Below are 18,236 nucleotides of genomic sequence, written 5' to 3' on the forward strand. Positions count from 1 at the left end.
TCAGCTATCAGCTATCAGCTATCAGCTCGACTCTTCTATACTAACCTGCTAATATTCTTAGCTATTCTTTAATATTCAGCTTCTTATCTCTGCATGAATTACCAAGAATCTAATCTCACTTTAAAAAAGGAAGCATTAAGATGAGTACATTAGGTCAGCAATTAAAGCAGCTAAGAAATAATAAAAAATTGAGCCAACCTGAATTTGCCCAGCAAGCGGGTATAGAGCAGAGTTATTTATCCAAGCTTGAAAACGATAAATCAATTCCCTCCAATGAAATATTTAGAGCTTTATTGATAGCATTAGATCTTTCAATTGATGAGTTTATGAAGCCACTAGTATCGAGTCACGATAAAGTTAGACTGATGCAAATACCCGATGTAGAGCTGTGGTATAAAAGTAAAGCAGTAAAGAGCTCAGCCACACAGCGTAAGGTTATTTATCTCGCAATGTTTTTAATATCTATTGGTTGTGCATTGTTTTATGCAGGACATAAAAACTATGTGTTCAATGAGCGCTTTTACGAATATAAATCACAAGGTGTGATCAAAACAGGTGAACCTCTGAATGTTTTTACTCATTGGAGCAATTATATTATTGAGTCGAATCGAGAAAAAAGAGATGAGAAAAATCGGGAAATGCTGGCCAGAAGGGTACCAAGTTTTAAGTTAATGGATGAGTATGTCGGTGAATCATTTGTTGAAGAGGTTGAGGGAGGTAAACGTGTTTATACTGCAAATGAGCTTTCGCGGACTATGCCACATGCAGGCAATAGTTGGTTTGAGTTTTTAGGTATTTTTGCTGCTGTATTTGGTTTGGCGCTCGCTTTACTGGAACCTAGATTAACCAAGCAATAAAAAGCCTGCGTACATGAAAACGCAGCAGGCTTTAATATAAATTGGCTTACAATTACCCTTGTGGGCCAAAGCGTTCTTTCAAGTAAGTATCTAAAAAGTTTAGGTAGGCGTTGGAGGCGCTGATACGGTTTTCTTTTTTGCTAAAACCGTGGCCTTCATCATCAAATAATACATACTCTACTGGCACACCATTAGCTTTAACCGCAGCAACCAACTCATCGCTTTCAATTTGTAATACGCGTGGATCATTAGCACCTTGAATAACCATTAAAGGCTTAGTGATGTTATCGGCATGAAATAGCGGTGAAATAGCACGGTGACGTTCACCATCGGTGGCAGGATCGCCCATTTCATCGTATATCGCCTTTTTAAAGCTTTCCCACCATGGTGGAATTGAGTTCAGTGTGCGTACCCAGTTAGTCACACCAAAAATATTGATACCTACTTTGAACTCTTCCGGTTCAAAGGCAAGCGCGGCTGCGGTCATAAAGCCGCCGTAGCTACCACCCATGATGCCGATTTTATCTGCATCGACCCAATCTAGGCTTTGTAAGTGTTTTTTACCGTAGACAATATCTTGTAGATCATCGGTGCCATGTTTTTTATCGTCTAAATGGAAAAATGTTTTACCATAGCCTGAGCTACCGCGGTTATTGACGGCAAAAATAGCATAGCCATGATTAACTAAATGTTGCTGCATTGCGCTATAACCAGTTCGGCTTTGCCCACCTGGGCCGCCATGCACCCAAATAAGTGCAGGTACTTTATTGGTGCTGCTGGCTTGTTTTGGTTTGTATAATACGCCCGGTATTTCTAAATCATCAAAACTTTTAAAGCGCACAATGGTGCTCTCTACTAAGTCGTTTTGATCTATATCTTCACTTAATGTGTTGGTAAGTTGCTTGGCTTCATTACTGCCAACTTGCCAAACAAATAAGTTGCTTGGTGAGGTATCTGAATTTAAATAAAACGCCATGGTTTTCTCATCGCTTGAGAAATTCACACCACGTAGATTTCCCGCAGGTAATTTAGGCATGGCAATTTCATCCGCTGTTTGCGTGTCTTTTACTGTGACCTTTGTGCTGGCATCAGCATTTACACCGCTTACTTGGTAACGCCCAGATTTAGAAAAGTAAATAAAGCTAACGTCCCAATCATCTTTTAATGCTGGGCTGTGCTTGCCTGTGGCGAGCTCATATTGCCACACCTCTGAAAACTCTCCTTTAGCGTCTGTTGAGTAGTATAAATATTTGCTGTCTACAGAGAAGGTCTCAGGCGTATATTGTGCTGGTGTATCGTGTTTTGAAATTAATTGCGGCTTGAGGGTTTTCTTATAGGTATCAAGAATAAACGTATCGCTGTCTTTATTGGTATTATTTTTAGACAGTGCAATGTAGCGTCCATCGGGGCTAATTGCGCCCACATCTAGTCCTTGTGTGTTTTGATAAACGGGCGTGACTTTATAGGTTTTGCTATCTACACGATACAAGTCCATAAACTTGGCATCGCGTTGATTACTGGTAATAAAAAACTGACTGCCATCTTTAGTAAAGCCTGCAAAACTTGCGCGGGTTTCTTCCCCTGGAGTTAAATCTTTGATTGAACCATCAACTTCACGCACATAAACATGGTAGCGCTCATTACCGCCTGAGTCCTTGGTAAATAGTACACGCTCATCATTTGGGAAATAGCTAATAGGGTAGGTGCTGTCTTCAAAATTGGTTAGGCGCGTTTTGCTACCTGTTTTTATGTCAACTTCATACAAGCTGTAGATACCGCTTTCATCGCTACTAACTAGAACTTTATCGCCAGTCGGGGAAAAGCTACTGCCCATGATAGATGTTGTATCAAAAAAGGTTTTAGCGTTATAGGTTTTTACTTGTTGTGTTTGCTCAGTTGCCACAGGGGTAGAGGCTGAATTATTAGATTGACTGCAACCTGTTAATGCAATTGATACTGCACAGGTAATACAGGCAAATTTGAGGGCTTTTTTCATAGATACATTCCTTGGATTATAATTATAGACTTTTAGTGTTAACCGAACATTTTTTAAACGCAAGTAATTAGCCTATTCGAACTGCAATAAAGTGTTACAAACCATGTAGCCCACGGAAATAGAAATCCAGTTATAATTCACTTTCAAAATCAGGGAGTATTTATGATAGAAGTCATTGGGTTACATAAACAGTTTGCTGAAAACGTATTGTACAGTGGCTATAGTGTGCAGTTTTGTGCACCTAAAATATGCATTGAAGCGCCTAATGGCCAAGGTAAAACAACGTTGTTGATGATGTTGGCAGAGCTCGAAACGCGCCAAAGTGGGCAGATTTTATTTTCTAAAAAAGCATTAACCGAACCGCATAAACAAGTTGCTATAGCCTCAGACTGTATTGCTTTACCTGACTTTCTTACGGCAAAGCAAATTATTAACTTGTCCGTGAATACGCTGGGTTGTGATTGGCCAACGACAATAATAGATGGGTTTAATTTCAATGAATTTTTAAATACTCGTTTTGATGCGCTGTCGTCAGGTAATCAAAAGAAATGCCAGTTAATTTTAGCGCTTATGCGTGACGCACCTTATTTACTTCTAGACGAACCCAGCGCAGCACTTGATCAAGCCAGTATTCAGTATTTATTAGTGCTGCTTGATGAATATCTAATAGATAAGCCAAATGGGCAAATAGTCATCACTTGCCATGAACCAGCGCCATTTATTGAGCGTGGCTTTGAGTGTATACCGTTATGATTGCAAATTTAAAACAATCAATCGGGCAATATCGCTCCTTTATGGATTATCGTTATCAGGCTTACAAAACTGAACTCACGCAATTATTGTTGCAACTTAAAAACTTTGGCTTGTTATTTCTAGTGGTACTTGGCTCTGCCATGCTTGGTATGATTTTACTGTTGTTTTTAGGGCTGGGAAAAATTATCGATAGCAGCGATGCACCGCAGTATGGTGCACAGATGGCTTGGCTGTATTTGCTGTTGCAAAGTGTCATGTTGAGCGCAATGAAATCTGCTATAAAAAACAGCGCTCAACGTGCCTTTCAACAAACATTGGTGAAGCGATATTGGCTTGGTTTTATGGATATAAAGCTATTACTTTTAAGCAATGGCTGGTTGATTGCGAGCCTCATTATCGCGATTGATCTTAGTGTGAGTCAGTGGCTTAGAGTGCCGCATTTCTGGTTGTTTTTACTATTGCAATTTGTGCTCGGCATTTTATGTTTATACAAGCCAATAGCGCTGGTTTATGGTTTTTTGTTATCCGCAATTTGGGCAACGTTACCGCTTGATGTCAGTCCATTGCTTTATCATAGCGGCTTTGTTCTGTTATTTGCGCTAAGTACCTTGATGGCCCCTTTTAATGCTACAGCTAAGCTAAAGTTGAATTCACTTACAGGCTTTTGGCTGTTATTTTTTATGCATAATAGCTGGGCTTTGATATGGCGAGGAGCTTTATTACTATGTGTATTTATGGCATCCAAGGTGTTGTTACAAGAGCGCGCTGATTTAGCTGCTATATTCAGTATTTTGTCACTTGCCTTTGTGGTGTTATTTAGTAGCTCACTACAATTTGATTGTCGTCACCTATATCAGCAGTACAGTGTGTTTTTTAACATGCAGAATAAGCAAACAGCATTCTTTGTTAGCTTATTTATTCCTAGCTTAATTGTATTATTACTCGCACTGGTTGGTTTTGTGGTTTTATTTAAGCAAGCAAATTGCTTATTGCTAGTAATAGGGGGTGTTTGGTGTTTACTACAACAGGCCTTAGCGCAAAAAAAACCAGCGCATTATGCGCTGGTTTGGATGGTTATAACAGGTGTGTTGCTTAGCTTTTATTAGTAAAGTTAAGCAGCATCTGCCTTTTTAGCTTTAGCTTTGCTATTACGAGCTGCTTTGCCAGCAAGTAAATCTGCAGGGTCAAAGTCATCAACATTAATCACGTCTAGACGATCTTTTTCTACTGCAGCGAGCTTATCGGCTTCTGCTTGGCTTAAAATACCCGCTTCTAAACCCATTTGCGCCACTTTATCAAGCTGGAAGAATGGCAGCTTTACGCCTTTCTCTTTACATACACGCTCAAACAATGGCTCTACTTCTAGAACGTCTTTAAGCGTTTGCTCTTGACGGCCTACAAGGTTAAGCGGTTCGTTTGTAAGGTATACATAGCTTGCTAAACGATTACGTGTTTCGCTAGGAACTTGTAACAACTGCGCTAGTTTGTGCTCAAGTTTGTCGGTAGGTTTACGAACCGGACGACCAAACGGGAATAACAATACTTTTAAAACACCACGTAGTGGAGCCGACGGCATGTTATTGATTAAGTCAGCAAGTGCACGCTGGCAGTGGTAAAGGTGATCCTGACAGCTCCATTGAACCAATGCAAAATCTTCTTTTTTACGGCCTTCGTCGTTGTAACGTTTTAGCGTTGCAGATACTAAGTAAAGGTAACTTAATAAGTCGCCTAAACGTGCTGAAATACGTTCTTTACGTTTAAGAGAACCACCAAATACCGCCATGCTAATGTCTGACATAAGTGCAAGTGATGCACTAAAGCGAGACGCAATACGGTAAAACTCTGCAGTTTCGTCTTTGTATGGCACGCTAGTAAAGCGAGCGCCAGTAAGCGCAAGCCATTTAGTACGTACTAGGTTAGACATGGTAAAGCCAATGTGACCCATTAGCGCTTTATCAAATACGTTAAGCGCTTCTTCGCGGTCTTCAATTTCACACGCACCTAGCTCGGTAAGTACAAATGGATGACAACGAATTGCACCTTGACCATAAATAATCATATTACGGGTCAAGATGTTTGCACCTTCAACGGTAATGGCAATAGGTGCACCTTGATAGCCACGACCCAAATAGTTATTTGGCCCAAGCATGATCCCTTTACCGCCTAGCACGTCCATTGCATGAATGGTTGAATCGCGCATTTGCTCGGTAAGGTGGTACTTAATAATCGCCGACACAACTGATGGCTTCTCGCCTAAATCAACCGCGCCCGTAGACATGCTTACTGCAGCGTCTGAGCTGTAAGCATAACCAGCAAGTTTGGCCATTGATTCTTCAACCCCTTCCATTTTACCAATAGGTAAGCGGAATTGACGACGAATACGGCTATAAGCACCGGTTGCTACTGCAATCATTTTAATGCCACCGGCTGAATTTGACGGCAACGTAATAGCACGACCAACCGATAAACATTCAACTAGCATACGCCAGCCTTGACCAGCCATTTCTGGGCCGCCAATAATGTAATCAAGTGGAACGAAAATATCTTTACCGCGAGTAGGGCCGTTTTGGAACGGCACATTAAGCGGGAAGTGACGACGACCAATTTCTACCCCAGGGGTATCTGTTGGGATAAGTGCACAGGTAATACCTGGCTCTTTAACGTCGCTTAATAATCCATCAGGATCTTGTAACTTAAATGCTAGACCAAGTACCGTAGCTACAGGCGCAAGTGTTATGTAACGTTTGTTCCATGTAAGGCTTACACCAACTACTTCTTCGCCATTCCATTGCCCTTTACACACTACACCGTAGTCTGGAATTGAGCTTGCATCAGAACCCGCCTCTGGCGAGGTAAGTGCAAAACATGGAATTTCTTGACCGCTTGCTAAACGCGGTAAGTAATGATTTTTTTGATCTTCAGTACCATAGTGCTGTAATAGCTCACCTGGGCCTAACGAGTTAGGTACACCAACAATTGACGAAAGCAATGTTGATTTACTGGTTAGTTTTTGCAGTACACACGATTGTGCAAATGCAGAGAATTCTAAGCCGCCGTATTCCTTTTTAATGATCATGGCAAAGAATTTGTTATCTTTTAGATATTGCCATACATCCTGAGGTAAATCAGTCAGCTCATGCGTAGCTTCCCAATCGTCCAGCATACTACATACAACTTCAACAGGGCCGTCGATAAATGCCTGCTCTTCAATAGTAAGTTTTGGAACTGGATACTGGTGAAGTTTTTTCCAATCTGGATTACCACAAAATAAATCCGCTTCCCACCACGTAGTACCCGCATCGATTGCTGACTTTTCTGTGTCAGACATACTCGGTGTTACTTTTTTAAAGATGGTGAAAATAGGTTTGATAATGTATTGCTGGCGAATACCAGTAACAGAAAGAGGCACTGCGATGATTAAAAAGATCACCCAGCTAATTAAACCAAAAGCACCAGCAAAGGTACCAATTAATAATGTTGCGGCAGAAACACCAAGTGCTGTGTTCCAACTCGCTCTGTGGTAAAGCGCAATGCTGAGCAGTGCGATTAAACCAAGTGTAAATATGAGTGTCATTGCTAATTCCTTAATAGAGGTCAGACCACCTCGTTTAGAGTAGCGCTAGTAACGCTAAGTTTCAAGTACATTACTTAGATTAAAGTGTAGTTATCGGTACGATTATTACAATGCGTTGTATGTTATACGAACAGTTTGGCTGTAATCGTTTATTTTGGCTTATCATAAAAAAATATAAGCATTAAAAAAATCAATTAATCTAGTAGTAATATAAGTTTAATTAAGTAAATATACTTATGATTATCAGTGTACGCTTATTAAAAATAGAACGATATTCTATGTTTAGCTTTTTAAAGGTTTATTTATTTTATGTGTGAATTACTTGGCATGTCAGCCAATGTGCCAACGGATATTTGTTTTAGTTTTTCAGGGTTGTTGGAGCGTGGTGGAAATACTGGCCCGCATAAAGACGGCTGGGGTATTACTTTTTATGAAGGTAAAGGCTGCAGAACCTTTAAAGATCCAGAGCCAAGTTACCAGTCAGAAATAGCAAAGCTGGTAAAAGCGTACCCAATTAAAAGCGTATCGGTAATTAGTCATATTCGCCAAGGGAATCGTGGTCGGGTGTGTCTTGAAAACACTCATCCGTTTACCCGAGAGTTGTGGGGGCGCGAAATAACCTATGCACACAATGGGCAGCTTTCAAATTATCACGATTTAAAACCAGAGTATTATCGACCTGTGGGAAACACCGACAGTGAACTCGCTTTTTGTTGGTTACTTGACAAAATTCGCGAAAAATACCCAAAGCGTCCAAGTAATATGGCATCGGTTTTTAGATACGCCGCCAAGCTTTCGCATACGCTACGTGAAAAGGGCGTATTTAATATGTTATTGACCGATGGTGTATTTGTTTTAGCGTATTGTACTAATAACTTACACTATATAACGCGCCGTGCGCCATTTGGTAAAGCTACATTGATTGATGCGGACATGGTGGTCGACTTTCAACAAGAAACCACGCCAAACGATGTAGTGACGGTTATAGCCACAAGGCCTTTGACGAATGATGAGCGCTGGCAAAAAATGCAGCCAGGAGAGTTTGCGTTATTTAAAATGGGTGAATTAATGTAGCTTGGGTAGAGTGAAATGAAACCCAGCTTAAAGTTTTAAATTTAAGTATTAAAATGAAAAGCCCAAGTTATGGTCGTCACACTTGGGCCTTTCACCTTGTAAGCAATTTATTCAGGTGTTATTTCGTTTTTCACTTCTGCAGGTAAAGCAGGTGGGTTGATCACGGTAAACGATTTCATTTGCACTTCAAACTGCTCCACACCTTTTTCACCCTTCCACATGCGCACTAGCATGTAATCCATTTCTGGGGCAAACCAGGCTAAAGCTTGGCGTTTATCGTTATCGTATAAGCGTTTAACTTTCACTGCTTCTACATTACCTATAGGCAGAGAAATCATTTCGGTTTCTACCACTTCAAAGTCGTAGTCACGGCAATTACCTTTTTTATCAACCAACGGAAACGAGAAGTTGGTTTTGCCTTTTTTAAGACCTTCACGTACTTGTACTTGATAAGAAATACCATCTTGGAAGTTATCATGCCATTGGCATTTTAACGGGTAATCGCTGGTGTTACTGGTAACAGTTTTGGTTAGACGGTCAAAGTTAATTTCATACTTTTTGTCAGGCCCAGTGCCTGTGCGGATCATCGTGTAATCAATAGGCTCTACTTTATCATTCATAAAGCTAAAGGTTGATGACTCTTGACGTGAGTCAGAGAAAATCATCCATTCAATATCGCTGTGGTAAGTGACTTGGTAGTTATTATTATCGAGTTTTTTTAGTTCACGCTCGGCTTTGCCATGATTAGTGCCTTTGCGCAAAATATCATAACTAGCTTGGTACTGGGTTAACTCGCCTGCAATCAGGCTGGTAGGAAGTAATAAAGTGCCCGCACATAGTAGCCAAGCACTTAATTTTTTATTTTGGGTAGTGCGCGCCGTGTGCAGGAAGTTGTTTTTCGTCAAGAACTGCATAATCTGCTTCCATCGTAAGTCGTTGTTCACTGAACCACTTGACCACCAAAGGATAAATTATGTGCTCTTGCGCATGCACACGTTTAGCGAGCGTGTCTGCTGTATCGTTTGCTAATACAGGCACTTTAGCTTGAAGAATAACGGGTCCGCCATCTAATTCTTCAGTTACAAAGTGAACACTAACGCCGTGAACGTCGTCTTTTGCATCAATTGCTCTTTGGTGGGTATTCAGCCCCTGGTACTTAGGCAACAAAGATGGATGAATGTTCAACATTTTTCCAACATATTTTTGCACTAAGCTAGGAGTTAGAATACGCATAAACCCAGCTAATACAACTAGATTTGGTTCAAAAGAGTCAATTATATGCATTAACTGGGCATCGTAAGCTTCGCGTGAGTCAAACTCTTTATGACTCAGTACTTGCGTAGCAATGCCTACACTTTTTGCACGCTCTAACCCATATGCGTCTGCTTTATTACTAATAACAGCCGCAATATGAGCGTTTATCTCGCCGCTTTCACAGGCATCAATAATGGCTTGTAAATTTGAGCCACTGCCTGAGATTAAAACTACTAGACGAGTGGGTGCCATTACGCAGCACCACCTACAATTTCAACTTGCTCTTCGCCCGCAACCGCATCTTGAATTTCACCAAGGTGCCATGCGTTTTCGCCAAGATCTTTTAAAATGTTAATGCTGTTATCAAGTTGATCTGCAGGTACAACTAACACCATACCTACGCCACAGTTGAATGTGCGGTACATTTCGTGAGTGGTAATATTGCCATTTTCTTGCAACCAACTAAATACAGTAGGCCACTGCCAGCTATCACCTTTAACAACCGCTTTAGCAGATTCAGGTAATACACGAGGGATATTTTCCCAAAAACCGCCACCAGTAATATGCGAAAGCGCATGCACATCTACTTGCTTAAACAACTCAAGTAATGGCTTAACGTAAATGCGTGTTGGTTCTAAAAGGTGCTCACCTAAGGTTTTGCCATCAATCACTTGGTTAGTATCAGCGTTAGAGACTTCTAATACTTTACGAATTAGTGAGAAACCGTTTGAGTGTGGACCACTAGAAGCAAGCGCAATTAGCTGATCGCCTGCGGCTACTTTAGTGCCATCAATAATTTTTGATTTTTCTACCACACCGGTACAAAAGCCTGCCATGTCGTAGTCTTCACCATCATACATACCTGGCATTTCAGCTGTTTCGCCACCAATTAGGGCACAACCTGAAATTTCACAACCTTTACCAATACCGGTTACTACGTCGGCTGCTGTGTCTACATCTAGTTTACCCGTTGCATAGTAATCTAGAAAAAACAGGGGTTCAGCGCCTTGTACTATTAAATCGTTTACACACATCGCAACTAAGTCGATACCTACGGTATCGTGCTTTTTAAGGTCAATTGCTAAACGTAACTTAGTGCCAACACCATCAGTGCCTGCTACAAGTACAGGTTGCTTATAACCTTCAGGAATTTCGCAAAGTGCGCCAAAACCACCAATTCCGCCCATCACTTCAGGACGACGAGTTTTTTTAACTACGCCTTTAATACGCTCAACAAGTGCATTACCAGCGTCGATATCTACGCCCGCGTCTTTATAGCTTAGAGACTGTTTTTGTTCGCTCACAGGTTTTCCTCAAAATAGTTGTTTTGATGCTTACTTAGAAACGCGCGTATTTTACAACAATTGCAGGAGCGCGGCTAGTTGAAATCTATATTTGATTTTAAAGACAAGGACACTTGTCCGCTAATTGTTGCATTAGTAAACAAAAAAAGCGCCCAATGGCGCTTTTTAACATGAAAATAAAAATTAATACTACAAATTAGGCTTTTGCTGTAAGTATCGCTCTAAGTGGAGCAGGGTAGCCTTCAATGGTTTTACTGGTGTCAGTAGGGTCTAAAAAGTCAACTAAAGATTCGTTTTCCATCCAGTCAGTTTTACGCTGCTCGTCGAGCGTTGTAATAGCACAATCTTTAATTTGCACATCTTTAAAGCCAACACGTTCCATCCACAATTTTAATGCCGCAGTGCTTGGAATAAACCATACATTACGCATTTTTGCGTAGCGGTCGGTCGGTACTAAAACGGTGTTTTCATCGCCTTCAATAACTAAAGTTTCAAGTACTAGCTCACCACCAGGGCGAAGCTGTGCCTTTAATTGCGCTAAAAAGTCGATAGGTGAGCGACGGTGATAAAGTACTCCCATCGAAAATACCGTATCAAATGCTTTAAGCTCTGGCAGGGCTTCTACACCTAATGGTAATAAATGCACGTTTTCATCAGGGTTGAAGTGTTTAATTGCCTGAAACTGGCACAAAAATAAGTCAGATGGGTCAATACCCACCACAAACTGTGCACCTTCACCGCGCATACGCCATAAGTGATATCCCGAGCCACAACCAATATCTAATACAGTACGGCCTTTTAATGGCTCAATATGCGGTAGAAGTCGATCCCATTTCCAGTCACTGCGCCATTCTGTATTAATGTCGATACCGTGCACATTAAATGGGCCTTTACGCCAAGGCATCATTCGTTTTAATAAATGCGTGGTTTGCTTTTTTTCGCCTTCAGTCATTTCGCCAGGCGCGCCTATTGCTACTTTGCTGACAATATCAACTTGGTTTGTTGATACCTCAGGTAAGTTTTTTAGTACTTTTTGCCATTGAGGCAAATCGCCATGGCTGGCCTCTTGTTGCCAATGCTTTAATTGCGCAGGCAAGGTTTCTAGCCAGTGGCTAAGTGGGCTTTGTGCAATAGCAGCGTAAAATTGGTTAAACCATGCAGACATGTGTCACTCTCTAAATTATTTAATTGCTACCATTGAGCAAAAATTAAAACATTGATACCACACTTGCGTTTGGCTAAAACCAATGTCGCTTAAACGTTGTGTATGTGTGCTAAGTGTATCGGGGCGCATTACGTTTTCAATGGCGGTACGCTTTTGGCTTATTTCCAGCTCAGAGTAGCCATTATGACGTTTAAAGTCGTGGTGCAAGTCAATCAGTAAGTTATCACATTGCTCATTTTCGGCTTTAATTTTTTCACTTAATAGCAAAACGCCACCGGGTTTTAAATTAGCGTATATTTTTTCAAGTACCGTTTTGCGCTGCGCAGGTGGAATAAACTGCAGAGTAAAATTCATCGCTACTACTGAGGCATTTTGAATATCAAGCTCGTTAATATCACCTAATGTAACCGTTACAGGAACATCAGATCTGAACCCTTGTAAATGGACCTTACAACGCTCCACCATGGCTTGTGAGTTATCTACAGCAATAATATGACAGCTATCAGTTTGAATATTACGGCGCATACTTAGGGTAACCGCCCCTAACGAGCAGCCTAGGTCATACAAATTTGAATTTGGCTGAGCATACTCACCAGCTAATTTTCCCATAGTACTTACTATGGTGGCGTAACCGGGTACCGAGCGTTGGATCATGTCGGGAAATACTTCAACCACGTTTTGATCAAAACTAAAGTCTTTTACTTGTTGCTCAGAGGCATAAATACTGTCTTTTATACTCACGAAGGCAGTCTCTTTGAAAATAATAGTGCTATTTTAACATTTTATGCTGGATAGTCAGTGATAAATTCAGTAGCTTGACTAGAATTATGAAGAATAAGTATAAAAGAGATTATTAAATGAGCAAAAGTAAGGTTATTAGTACCGACGATATATTAGCAACATTATGCCACTCAGTAACGGGTGTACTTTCATCAGCCAGCGGCAACGAGATCAGCTATTCAGCCATGGTACAAAAAATTACCCGGACATGTATGCGACCAGACATAGGTTGTTTTGTTTTATTTGACGGGGGCTTTACCGGCTTAGTTGTTACCAACTTTACGGCGCAAGCGGCGATGGAAATTTATGGCGATTACATGCGTAATATGGGCATGCCAGAAGACGAAATCGCGCATAGTCACTTATCTGATGACGTTTCAAACGTGATGGGTGAGTTGATGAACCAAATAGTGGGAGACTTCACGTCAAAAGTGCGTGAACAGCTACATACCTCTATTACCCAAAACCAGCCAAAAATGATGGCTATTAATAAGCAAGTGCAAATATCGGTTGATACCACTATGGATCGCCCGCAAGCTCGCCGTGTAACGTTTACGACTCGCAATCAAAATATCTTCTATTTAGAATTGGCGATGGATAAAACAGAGTTTATTAAACTTCACGACTTTGACATTGTAGAAGCTGTAGACCCAGACGACATTATCGCAAACGAAGCCAAGCAAAAAGCGGATAAAGAAAAAGCAAAACAGCCAAAGCAAGATGATAGCGACGACGACTTTATGGCCGAATTAGGGCTTTAACGTTTTAAGTAGGTTGGGTTGAGTGAAACGAAATCTAACGAGCTAGCTGTCAGTTTGTAGCTATCAGTAAATTATAAAAAACGCGATTTAGTATCGCGTTTTTTATTAACGAGGGCTTTCATTATGAACTCGTGTGTCATTGAATTTTGGCTGACTGCTGACTGCTGACTGCTGACTGCTGACTGCTGACTGCTGACTGCTGACTGCTGACTGCTGACCGCTGACCGCTCAATTATACGGATTTTCACCCATCGCAATAGCCACACAAAAAATCCGTAAATCCAGCTCTAGCTGATGGTACTGCGGCTCCATATGGCAGCACAGTTTATAAAAGCCTTTGTTATGGTCCTTTTCTTTAAAATGCGCGAGTTCGTGCACCACTAATGCTTTTAATAATGGCTCTGGCGCGCGCAGTAAATCGCTGTTTATTGCTAAATCGTGCTTGCGGGTTTTACCTTGCATACGGTACGTGTGGGTACCGAGCGCATTGGTAACCATATCACCTTGTTTTTTAAACGCAGCGCGGCCAAATGGCGGGGCGTTTTTTAAATACTGCTTTTTAAGCTCAGTGGCGTAGCTATACAGTAACTTATCACTGGTAATACGATGCGCCTGCGGGTACTTTTTAAGTAAATACTCACTTACCTTTCCTGCTTTTATTAGTCCTAACACTTGCTCAACGATATTGGCAGGGTAGCCGGTAAAGTAACGTGCGTATTCACTCATTATTGTCTCTGTATTTTGAATTTATTTTTAAAAAAGTGCTTGCTGGTGGGCTTCTTTTTCGCCACTAAATGGATTGAGTACATTGTGATTATACCCCAAATCTTGGCAAAACTGGCGAGCCAGTAAGGGCGCTTCGCGGTTATCAGCGGTATGAAAAAACACATAGGGGCTTTTGCCCTCATCGAGCCACTGGGTTACTTTGCTAAGCCAAGGCTGATAAAAGGTCTTATAATCGTTTTCTAAATCAGCAATAACGAAGCGCGCCATAGGCTGCGAGCCCGTAGCAATAGCGTGCACTGGTAAATAAGGCTTTTTTTGTTGTGCATCTATGAGTGCTTCGGTTGTGGGTTTAACCGCAAATAATGCGCGGGTATCCATTGCAATGCGGTTTATATTGTGTGCCATTAAAAGCTGATTAAGCGCGATTTCGGCCTCACCTTTTTTGAAAAAATCAGGGTGGCGTACCTCAACCCCATAGTTTAGCTCTTTAGGAAGTAACTCAATAAAAGCGGCAAGCTTCGCTAAATGCTGTGGGGCAAACGCTTTAGGTAATTGCAGCATTATTTGCCCTGTTTTTTCAAATAGCGGGGCGAATAAATTAAGCCAATTAGTTAGCTCATGTTGCACGTTAGTAAGTTGGAGTTCGTGACTAAAGCGCCGATGAAATTTAAAGGTAAATTTAAACTCATCAGGTACACTGGCAGCCCATCGTAATACAGTGTCAGGTGAGGGGTCGGCGTAAAAGCTAGTATTACCTTCTACCGAATTAAAATGCTGCGCATATTCGCTAAGCATATCGGCATTTTTACACTGGCGTGAAAATAAGTTTCCTTTCCATGCGTTGCTCGACCACTGCGGGCATCCAATATATAGCATACAAACAAAAGCCTTGTTATAAAGTGCCGGTAGTGTAACAAATAACAAAACGGTGCGCTGTAAATTCAACCCCGAAAGGTAAACACGCCCTAGCATCTTCAACCGACTTGGGTATAATGCAGGGCTTAATTTGATTATTTTGAATTGCTAGCGGTTTTATTTTCATTTTGGTGTTTATAAAAACTTTTAAAACAACAGTGTTTAACCGCTATATGCCTTTTATCTGACAGGAAAACTATGCGCTCTATATACTGCGGACAGCTAAATAAAACTCACGTAGATCAGGAAGTTGAACTATGTGGCTGGATCAACAAACGACGTGACCTTGGCGGACTTATCTTTGTCGATTTACGTGATAGAGAAGGTTTAGTACAAGTTGTATTCGATCCGGAAGTTGAAGGACTAATGGAAACAGCTAACAAACTTCGTCAAGAATTTTGTGTTCAGTTAAAAGGGATTGTACGCGCTCGCCCAGATAGCCAAGTAAATAAAGACATGGCAACCGGCGAAGTAGAAATTTTAGGCACGGGTTTAACTATTATTAACCGCTCTGAGCCTATGCCACTTGATTTTAACCAAGTGAACTCAGAAGAGCGTCGTTTAAAATACCGTTACTTAGATTTACGTCGTTTAGAAATGAGCGACCGCATTAAATTACGTGCTAAAGCAAGCAGCTTTGTACGTCGCTTTTTAGATGAAAATGGCTTTTTAGATATCGAAACGCCAGTGCTAACTAAAGCAACGCCTGAAGGTGCTCGCGATTACTTAGTACCGAGTCGTGTTCATAAAGGTAGCTTTTACGCATTACCACAGTCGCCACAGTTGTTTAAGCAATTGTTGATGATGTCGGGTTTTGACCGTTACTACCAAATTGTTAAATGCTTCCGTGATGAAGACTTACGTGCTGACCGTCAACCTGAATTTACTCAAATAGATTTAGAAACCTCGTTCATGAGCTCTGATCAAGTACGTGGTATGACAGAGAAAATGATCCGTGAAATGTGGCAGTCATTACTAAATGTTGATTTAGGTGATTTCCCAATTATGCCTTACTCTGAGGCAATGAGCCTATATGGTTCTGATAAGCCAGACTTACGTAACCCAATGAAGCTTATTGATGTAGCCGATTTAGTAAAAGACGTAGAATTTAAAGTATTCTCAGGCCCAGCAAACGATGAAAAAGGCCGTGTTGCAGTACTAACGGTACCAGGTGGCGCATCACTTTCTCGTAAGCAACTAGATGATTACACTAAGTTTATCGGTATTTACGGTGCTAAAGGTTTAGCATGGATGAAAGTAAATGACCGTGATGCAGGCGTTGAGGGCGTGCAATCGCCAATCGCTAAATTCTTAAATGAAGATGTGATCACGCAGTTACTTGAACGTACTAATGCACAAACAGGCGATATCATTTTATTTGGTGCGGATAAACGCAACACCGTAAATGAAGCCATGGGCGCACTTCGTTTAAAAATTGGTATTGATTTAGAAATCACTAATTTAGATAGCTGGGCACCACTTTGGGTTGTTGACTTCCCAATGTTTGAAGAAGATGACGAAGGCACACTACACGCTGTACACCATCCATTTACTGCACCAAAAGATATTAGTGCCAGTGAGCTTGAAGCAAACCCAGCAGCGGCTATTTCAGATGCTTACGATATGGTATTAAACGGCTACGAAGTGGGCGGTGGCTCGGTACGTATTCACAATGCAGATATGCAAGAAGCAGCATTTAGAATTTTAGGTATTGAAGCGCAAGAGCAGCAAGATAAATTTGGTTTCTTACTTGATGCACTTAAATACGGCACACCGCCGCATGCAGGTTTAGCGTTCGGTTTAGACCGTTTAGTTATGTTGTTATGTGGTACTGATAACATTCGTGACGTTATTGCTTTCCCTAAAACCACACAAGCATCGTGTTTATTAACCGATGCGCCTAGCAAAGCAAACAGCGATTCGCTGACAGAGCTTGCTATTAGTGTAGTTGAGAAAGAATTACCAAGCGCAGAATAAAGCTAGTGTTTAGTTAGATCAAAACCCCTTAGGCTTCGTACCTAAGGGGTTTTTTGTTTGGCATAACCCAATTTAGGTGCTTTATTTTTATGAGCGAGTTATTTAAAGATAGTCATTATTTTGATCAGTCATTTTCAAACTTTACAGCAAATGCAAAGCGCTTTAGCGATATTGAGTTTGAACAATGTCAGTTTATTGATTGCGATTTTAGTCACAGCCAGTTTAGTGCCTGTCGGTTTATAGAGTGTGAATTTATTAACTGTAATTTGACTGAGCTTAATTGGAATTACAGCTCACTAGAAGGGGTGAGCTTTGCAAATTGTAAACTCAATAGCATAATGTGGGGACAAGTAAATTGGCCACAATTAGCGCTAACGTCACCGGTGAGTTTTAAACAGTGTGAGCTGAGCCATAGTTCGTTTTTTGAATTACAGTTAAAAGCGTTAACAATGACGAACTGTTTTGCCAAAGATGTTGATTTTAGGCACGCTAACTTAACTCAAAGCAACTTCTCGGATACTGACTTTAGAGACAGCCTGTTTCATCAAACTAATTTGAGAAAAGCAAACTTTGTTGGCGCAACGCAATTTAATATTGATATAACAAGCAATGATGTGAGTAATGCAAAGTTTGAACGGCTTGAAGCGTTAAATTTATTAGCTGGACTTGATATCGAGCTGGTTGATTAGCCGCAAGAGCTTACGGCTAATCCGTTATTATATTTGCTATTAGCAAGCAGGGCCATTTTTGTTGCGCGCGCTAGCAAGTGCACGGGCTATGCTCAATAGCTCTGGCGAAATATCATCAGCGCCATCTTTAATCAGTTTGGTTACATCACCAGATGAATATAAGCTATCACGCGGCGATTTAATTCCCAGCTCTCTCACAAAGTCTTTGGTTTTACCTGTACTGCCGGTTTCAATGAACTTAAAAATAATCCGTTCATTGTTACTTTTCGGCTCGGCTTGTAACACTTTAATTTCTTCTTGGTAGGCTTCAATTCTGCTTTGGAGAATGTCGATGCGTTGTTCAATGCTGCTATATGATTTCATGAATGGATTCTTTTGCGATAATAGTAAAACAATAATCGCTATTATCGC

The 18,236-nt window shown here is 41.0% G+C and carries 17 protein-coding genes; 7 read left to right on the top strand and 10 right to left on the bottom strand.

The window, feature by feature from the left end:
- Positions 1-140: 140 nt before the first annotated feature.
- A complete protein-coding gene (locus CWB78_RS15780) occupies positions 141-857 on the top strand; it encodes a helix-turn-helix domain-containing protein (RefSeq protein ID WP_008111733.1) in 717 nt (238 codons plus the stop codon).
- 52 nt (positions 858-909) lie between these two features.
- Here CWB78_RS15780 and CWB78_RS15785 read toward each other — a convergent pair whose 3' ends face one another.
- Complete coding sequence (locus CWB78_RS15785) at positions 910-2,853, bottom strand: S9 family peptidase (RefSeq protein ID WP_138596410.1); 1,944 nt, start codon at positions 2,851-2,853, stop codon at positions 910-912.
- Between the two features lie 162 nt (positions 2,854-3,015).
- On the opposite strand from CWB78_RS15785, the gene CWB78_RS15790 reads away from it, so the two are divergent.
- Both CWB78_RS15790 and CWB78_RS15795 read left to right on the top strand, forming a co-directional pair.
- Positions 3,016-3,606 (top strand): ABC transporter ATP-binding protein, encoded by a 591-nt coding sequence (locus CWB78_RS15790; protein WP_013464562.1) that lies wholly within the window; start codon positions 3,016-3,018, stop codon positions 3,604-3,606.
- Complete coding sequence (locus CWB78_RS15795) at positions 3,603-4,712, top strand: DUF6136 family protein (protein ID WP_138596412.1); 1,110 nt, start codon at positions 3,603-3,605, stop codon at positions 4,710-4,712. The genes CWB78_RS15790 and CWB78_RS15795 overlap by 4 nt, the downstream gene beginning before the upstream one ends.
- A 5-nt stretch (positions 4,713-4,717) precedes the next feature.
- Here CWB78_RS15795 and fadE read toward each other — a convergent pair whose 3' ends face one another.
- Positions 4,718-7,180, bottom strand: coding sequence for an acyl-CoA dehydrogenase FadE (gene fadE / locus CWB78_RS15800; RefSeq protein WP_010391432.1), 2,463 nt, complete (start codon positions 7,178-7,180; stop codon positions 4,718-4,720).
- Positions 7,181-7,489: 309 nt separating this feature from the next.
- On the opposite strand from fadE, the gene CWB78_RS15805 reads away from it, so the two are divergent.
- Positions 7,490-8,254 (top strand): class II glutamine amidotransferase, encoded by a 765-nt coding sequence (locus tag CWB78_RS15805; RefSeq protein ID WP_008111650.1) that lies wholly within the window; start codon positions 7,490-7,492, stop codon positions 8,252-8,254.
- Positions 8,255-8,361: 107 nt separating this feature from the next.
- On the opposite strand, the gene CWB78_RS15810 is transcribed toward CWB78_RS15805, so the two are convergent.
- From CWB78_RS15810 to cmoA, 5 genes are all read right to left on the bottom strand, one after another.
- Complete coding sequence (locus tag CWB78_RS15810; protein ID WP_241773579.1) at positions 8,362-9,159, bottom strand: DUF3108 domain-containing protein; 798 nt, start codon at positions 9,157-9,159, stop codon at positions 8,362-8,364.
- Positions 9,113-9,760, bottom strand: a complete 648-nt coding sequence (gene purN / locus CWB78_RS15815) for a phosphoribosylglycinamide formyltransferase (protein ID WP_054202175.1) — start codon at positions 9,758-9,760, stop codon at positions 9,113-9,115. The genes CWB78_RS15810 and purN overlap by 47 nt, the downstream gene beginning before the upstream one ends.
- Positions 9,760-10,812, bottom strand: coding sequence for a phosphoribosylformylglycinamidine cyclo-ligase (gene purM, locus CWB78_RS15820; protein WP_055011761.1), 1,053 nt, complete (start codon positions 10,810-10,812; stop codon positions 9,760-9,762). The genes purN and purM overlap by 1 nt, the downstream gene beginning before the upstream one ends.
- Positions 10,813-11,008: 196 nt before the next feature.
- Complete coding sequence (cmoB, locus tag CWB78_RS15825; RefSeq protein ID WP_010391439.1) at positions 11,009-11,977, bottom strand: tRNA 5-methoxyuridine(34)/uridine 5-oxyacetic acid(34) synthase CmoB; 969 nt, start codon at positions 11,975-11,977, stop codon at positions 11,009-11,011.
- A gap of 15 nt (positions 11,978-11,992) precedes the next feature.
- Positions 11,993-12,718, bottom strand: a complete 726-nt coding sequence (gene cmoA / locus CWB78_RS15830) for a carboxy-S-adenosyl-L-methionine synthase CmoA (RefSeq protein WP_138596414.1) — start codon at positions 12,716-12,718, stop codon at positions 11,993-11,995.
- A gap of 116 nt (positions 12,719-12,834) precedes the next feature.
- On the opposite strand from cmoA, the gene CWB78_RS15835 reads away from it, so the two are divergent.
- Positions 12,835-13,518, top strand: coding sequence for a DUF3334 family protein (locus tag CWB78_RS15835; RefSeq protein ID WP_010391441.1), 684 nt, complete (start codon positions 12,835-12,837; stop codon positions 13,516-13,518).
- 228 nt (positions 13,519-13,746) lie between these two features.
- Here the strand turns inward: CWB78_RS15835 and CWB78_RS15840 are convergent, their stop codons facing one another.
- Together CWB78_RS15840 and CWB78_RS15845 are read right to left on the bottom strand one after the other, a co-directional pair.
- Positions 13,747-14,244 (bottom strand): M48 metallopeptidase family protein, encoded by a 498-nt coding sequence (locus CWB78_RS15840; protein WP_010391443.1) that lies wholly within the window; start codon positions 14,242-14,244, stop codon positions 13,747-13,749.
- 27 nt (positions 14,245-14,271) lie between these two features.
- Positions 14,272-15,120: a DUF72 domain-containing protein gene (locus CWB78_RS15845; protein WP_055013396.1), complete on the bottom strand. Its 849-nt coding sequence runs from the start codon at positions 15,118-15,120 to the stop codon at positions 14,272-14,274.
- Between the two features lie 237 nt (positions 15,121-15,357).
- Here CWB78_RS15845 and aspS point away from each other — a divergent pair, with 237 nt between their 5' ends.
- Together aspS and CWB78_RS15855 are read left to right on the top strand one after the other, a co-directional pair.
- Positions 15,358-17,136, top strand: coding sequence for an aspartate--tRNA ligase (aspS, locus tag CWB78_RS15850; protein WP_013464572.1), 1,779 nt, complete (start codon positions 15,358-15,360; stop codon positions 17,134-17,136).
- An 89-nt stretch (positions 17,137-17,225) separates the two neighbouring features.
- Positions 17,226-17,825: a pentapeptide repeat-containing protein gene (locus tag CWB78_RS15855; RefSeq protein ID WP_138571022.1), complete on the top strand. Its 600-nt coding sequence runs from the start codon at positions 17,226-17,228 to the stop codon at positions 17,823-17,825.
- A gap of 39 nt (positions 17,826-17,864) precedes the next feature.
- Here the strand turns inward: CWB78_RS15855 and CWB78_RS15860 are convergent, their stop codons facing one another.
- Positions 17,865-18,188 (bottom strand): hypothetical protein, encoded by a 324-nt coding sequence (locus CWB78_RS15860; protein ID WP_008111621.1) that lies wholly within the window; start codon positions 18,186-18,188, stop codon positions 17,865-17,867.
- Positions 18,189-18,236 lie beyond the last annotated feature (48 nt).

Origin of the sequence: Pseudoalteromonas sp. S1612 (assembly GCF_005887175.1) — a bacterium.
Taxonomy (GTDB): Bacteria; Pseudomonadota; Gammaproteobacteria; order Enterobacterales; family Alteromonadaceae; genus Pseudoalteromonas; species Pseudoalteromonas undina.

What these genes read in the sequence shown, in the direction of transcription:
- CWB78_RS15780 (WP_008111733.1), top strand. Translation starts at nt 141, where the DNA reads ATGAGTACATTAGGTCAGCAATTAAAGCAGCTAAGAAATAATAAAAAA.
- CWB78_RS15785 (WP_138596410.1), bottom strand. Translation starts at nt 2,853, where the DNA reads ATGAAAAAAGCCCTCAAATTTGCCTGTATTACCTGTGCAGTATCAATT.
- CWB78_RS15790 (WP_013464562.1), top strand. Translation starts at nt 3,016, where the DNA reads ATGATAGAAGTCATTGGGTTACATAAACAGTTTGCTGAAAACGTATTG.
- CWB78_RS15795 (WP_138596412.1), top strand. Translation starts at nt 3,603, where the DNA reads ATGATTGCAAATTTAAAACAATCAATCGGGCAATATCGCTCCTTTATG.
- fadE (WP_010391432.1), bottom strand. Translation starts at nt 7,180, where the DNA reads ATGACACTCATATTTACACTTGGTTTAATCGCACTGCTCAGCATTGCG.
- CWB78_RS15805 (WP_008111650.1), top strand. Translation starts at nt 7,490, where the DNA reads ATGTGTGAATTACTTGGCATGTCAGCCAATGTGCCAACGGATATTTGT.
- purN (WP_054202175.1), bottom strand. Translation starts at nt 9,760, where the DNA reads ATGGCACCCACTCGTCTAGTAGTTTTAATCTCAGGCAGTGGCTCAAAT.
- cmoB (WP_010391439.1), bottom strand. Translation starts at nt 11,977, where the DNA reads ATGTCTGCATGGTTTAACCAATTTTACGCTGCTATTGCACAAAGCCCA.
- CWB78_RS15835 (WP_010391441.1), top strand. Translation starts at nt 12,835, where the DNA reads ATGAGCAAAAGTAAGGTTATTAGTACCGACGATATATTAGCAACATTA.
- CWB78_RS15840 (WP_010391443.1), bottom strand. Translation starts at nt 14,244, where the DNA reads ATGAGTGAATACGCACGTTACTTTACCGGCTACCCTGCCAATATCGTT.
- CWB78_RS15845 (WP_055013396.1), bottom strand. Translation starts at nt 15,120, where the DNA reads ATGCTATATATTGGATGCCCGCAGTGGTCGAGCAACGCATGGAAAGGA.
- aspS (WP_013464572.1), top strand. Translation starts at nt 15,358, where the DNA reads ATGCGCTCTATATACTGCGGACAGCTAAATAAAACTCACGTAGATCAG.
- CWB78_RS15855 (WP_138571022.1), top strand. Translation starts at nt 17,226, where the DNA reads ATGAGCGAGTTATTTAAAGATAGTCATTATTTTGATCAGTCATTTTCA.
- CWB78_RS15860 (WP_008111621.1), bottom strand. Translation starts at nt 18,188, where the DNA reads ATGAAATCATATAGCAGCATTGAACAACGCATCGACATTCTCCAAAGC.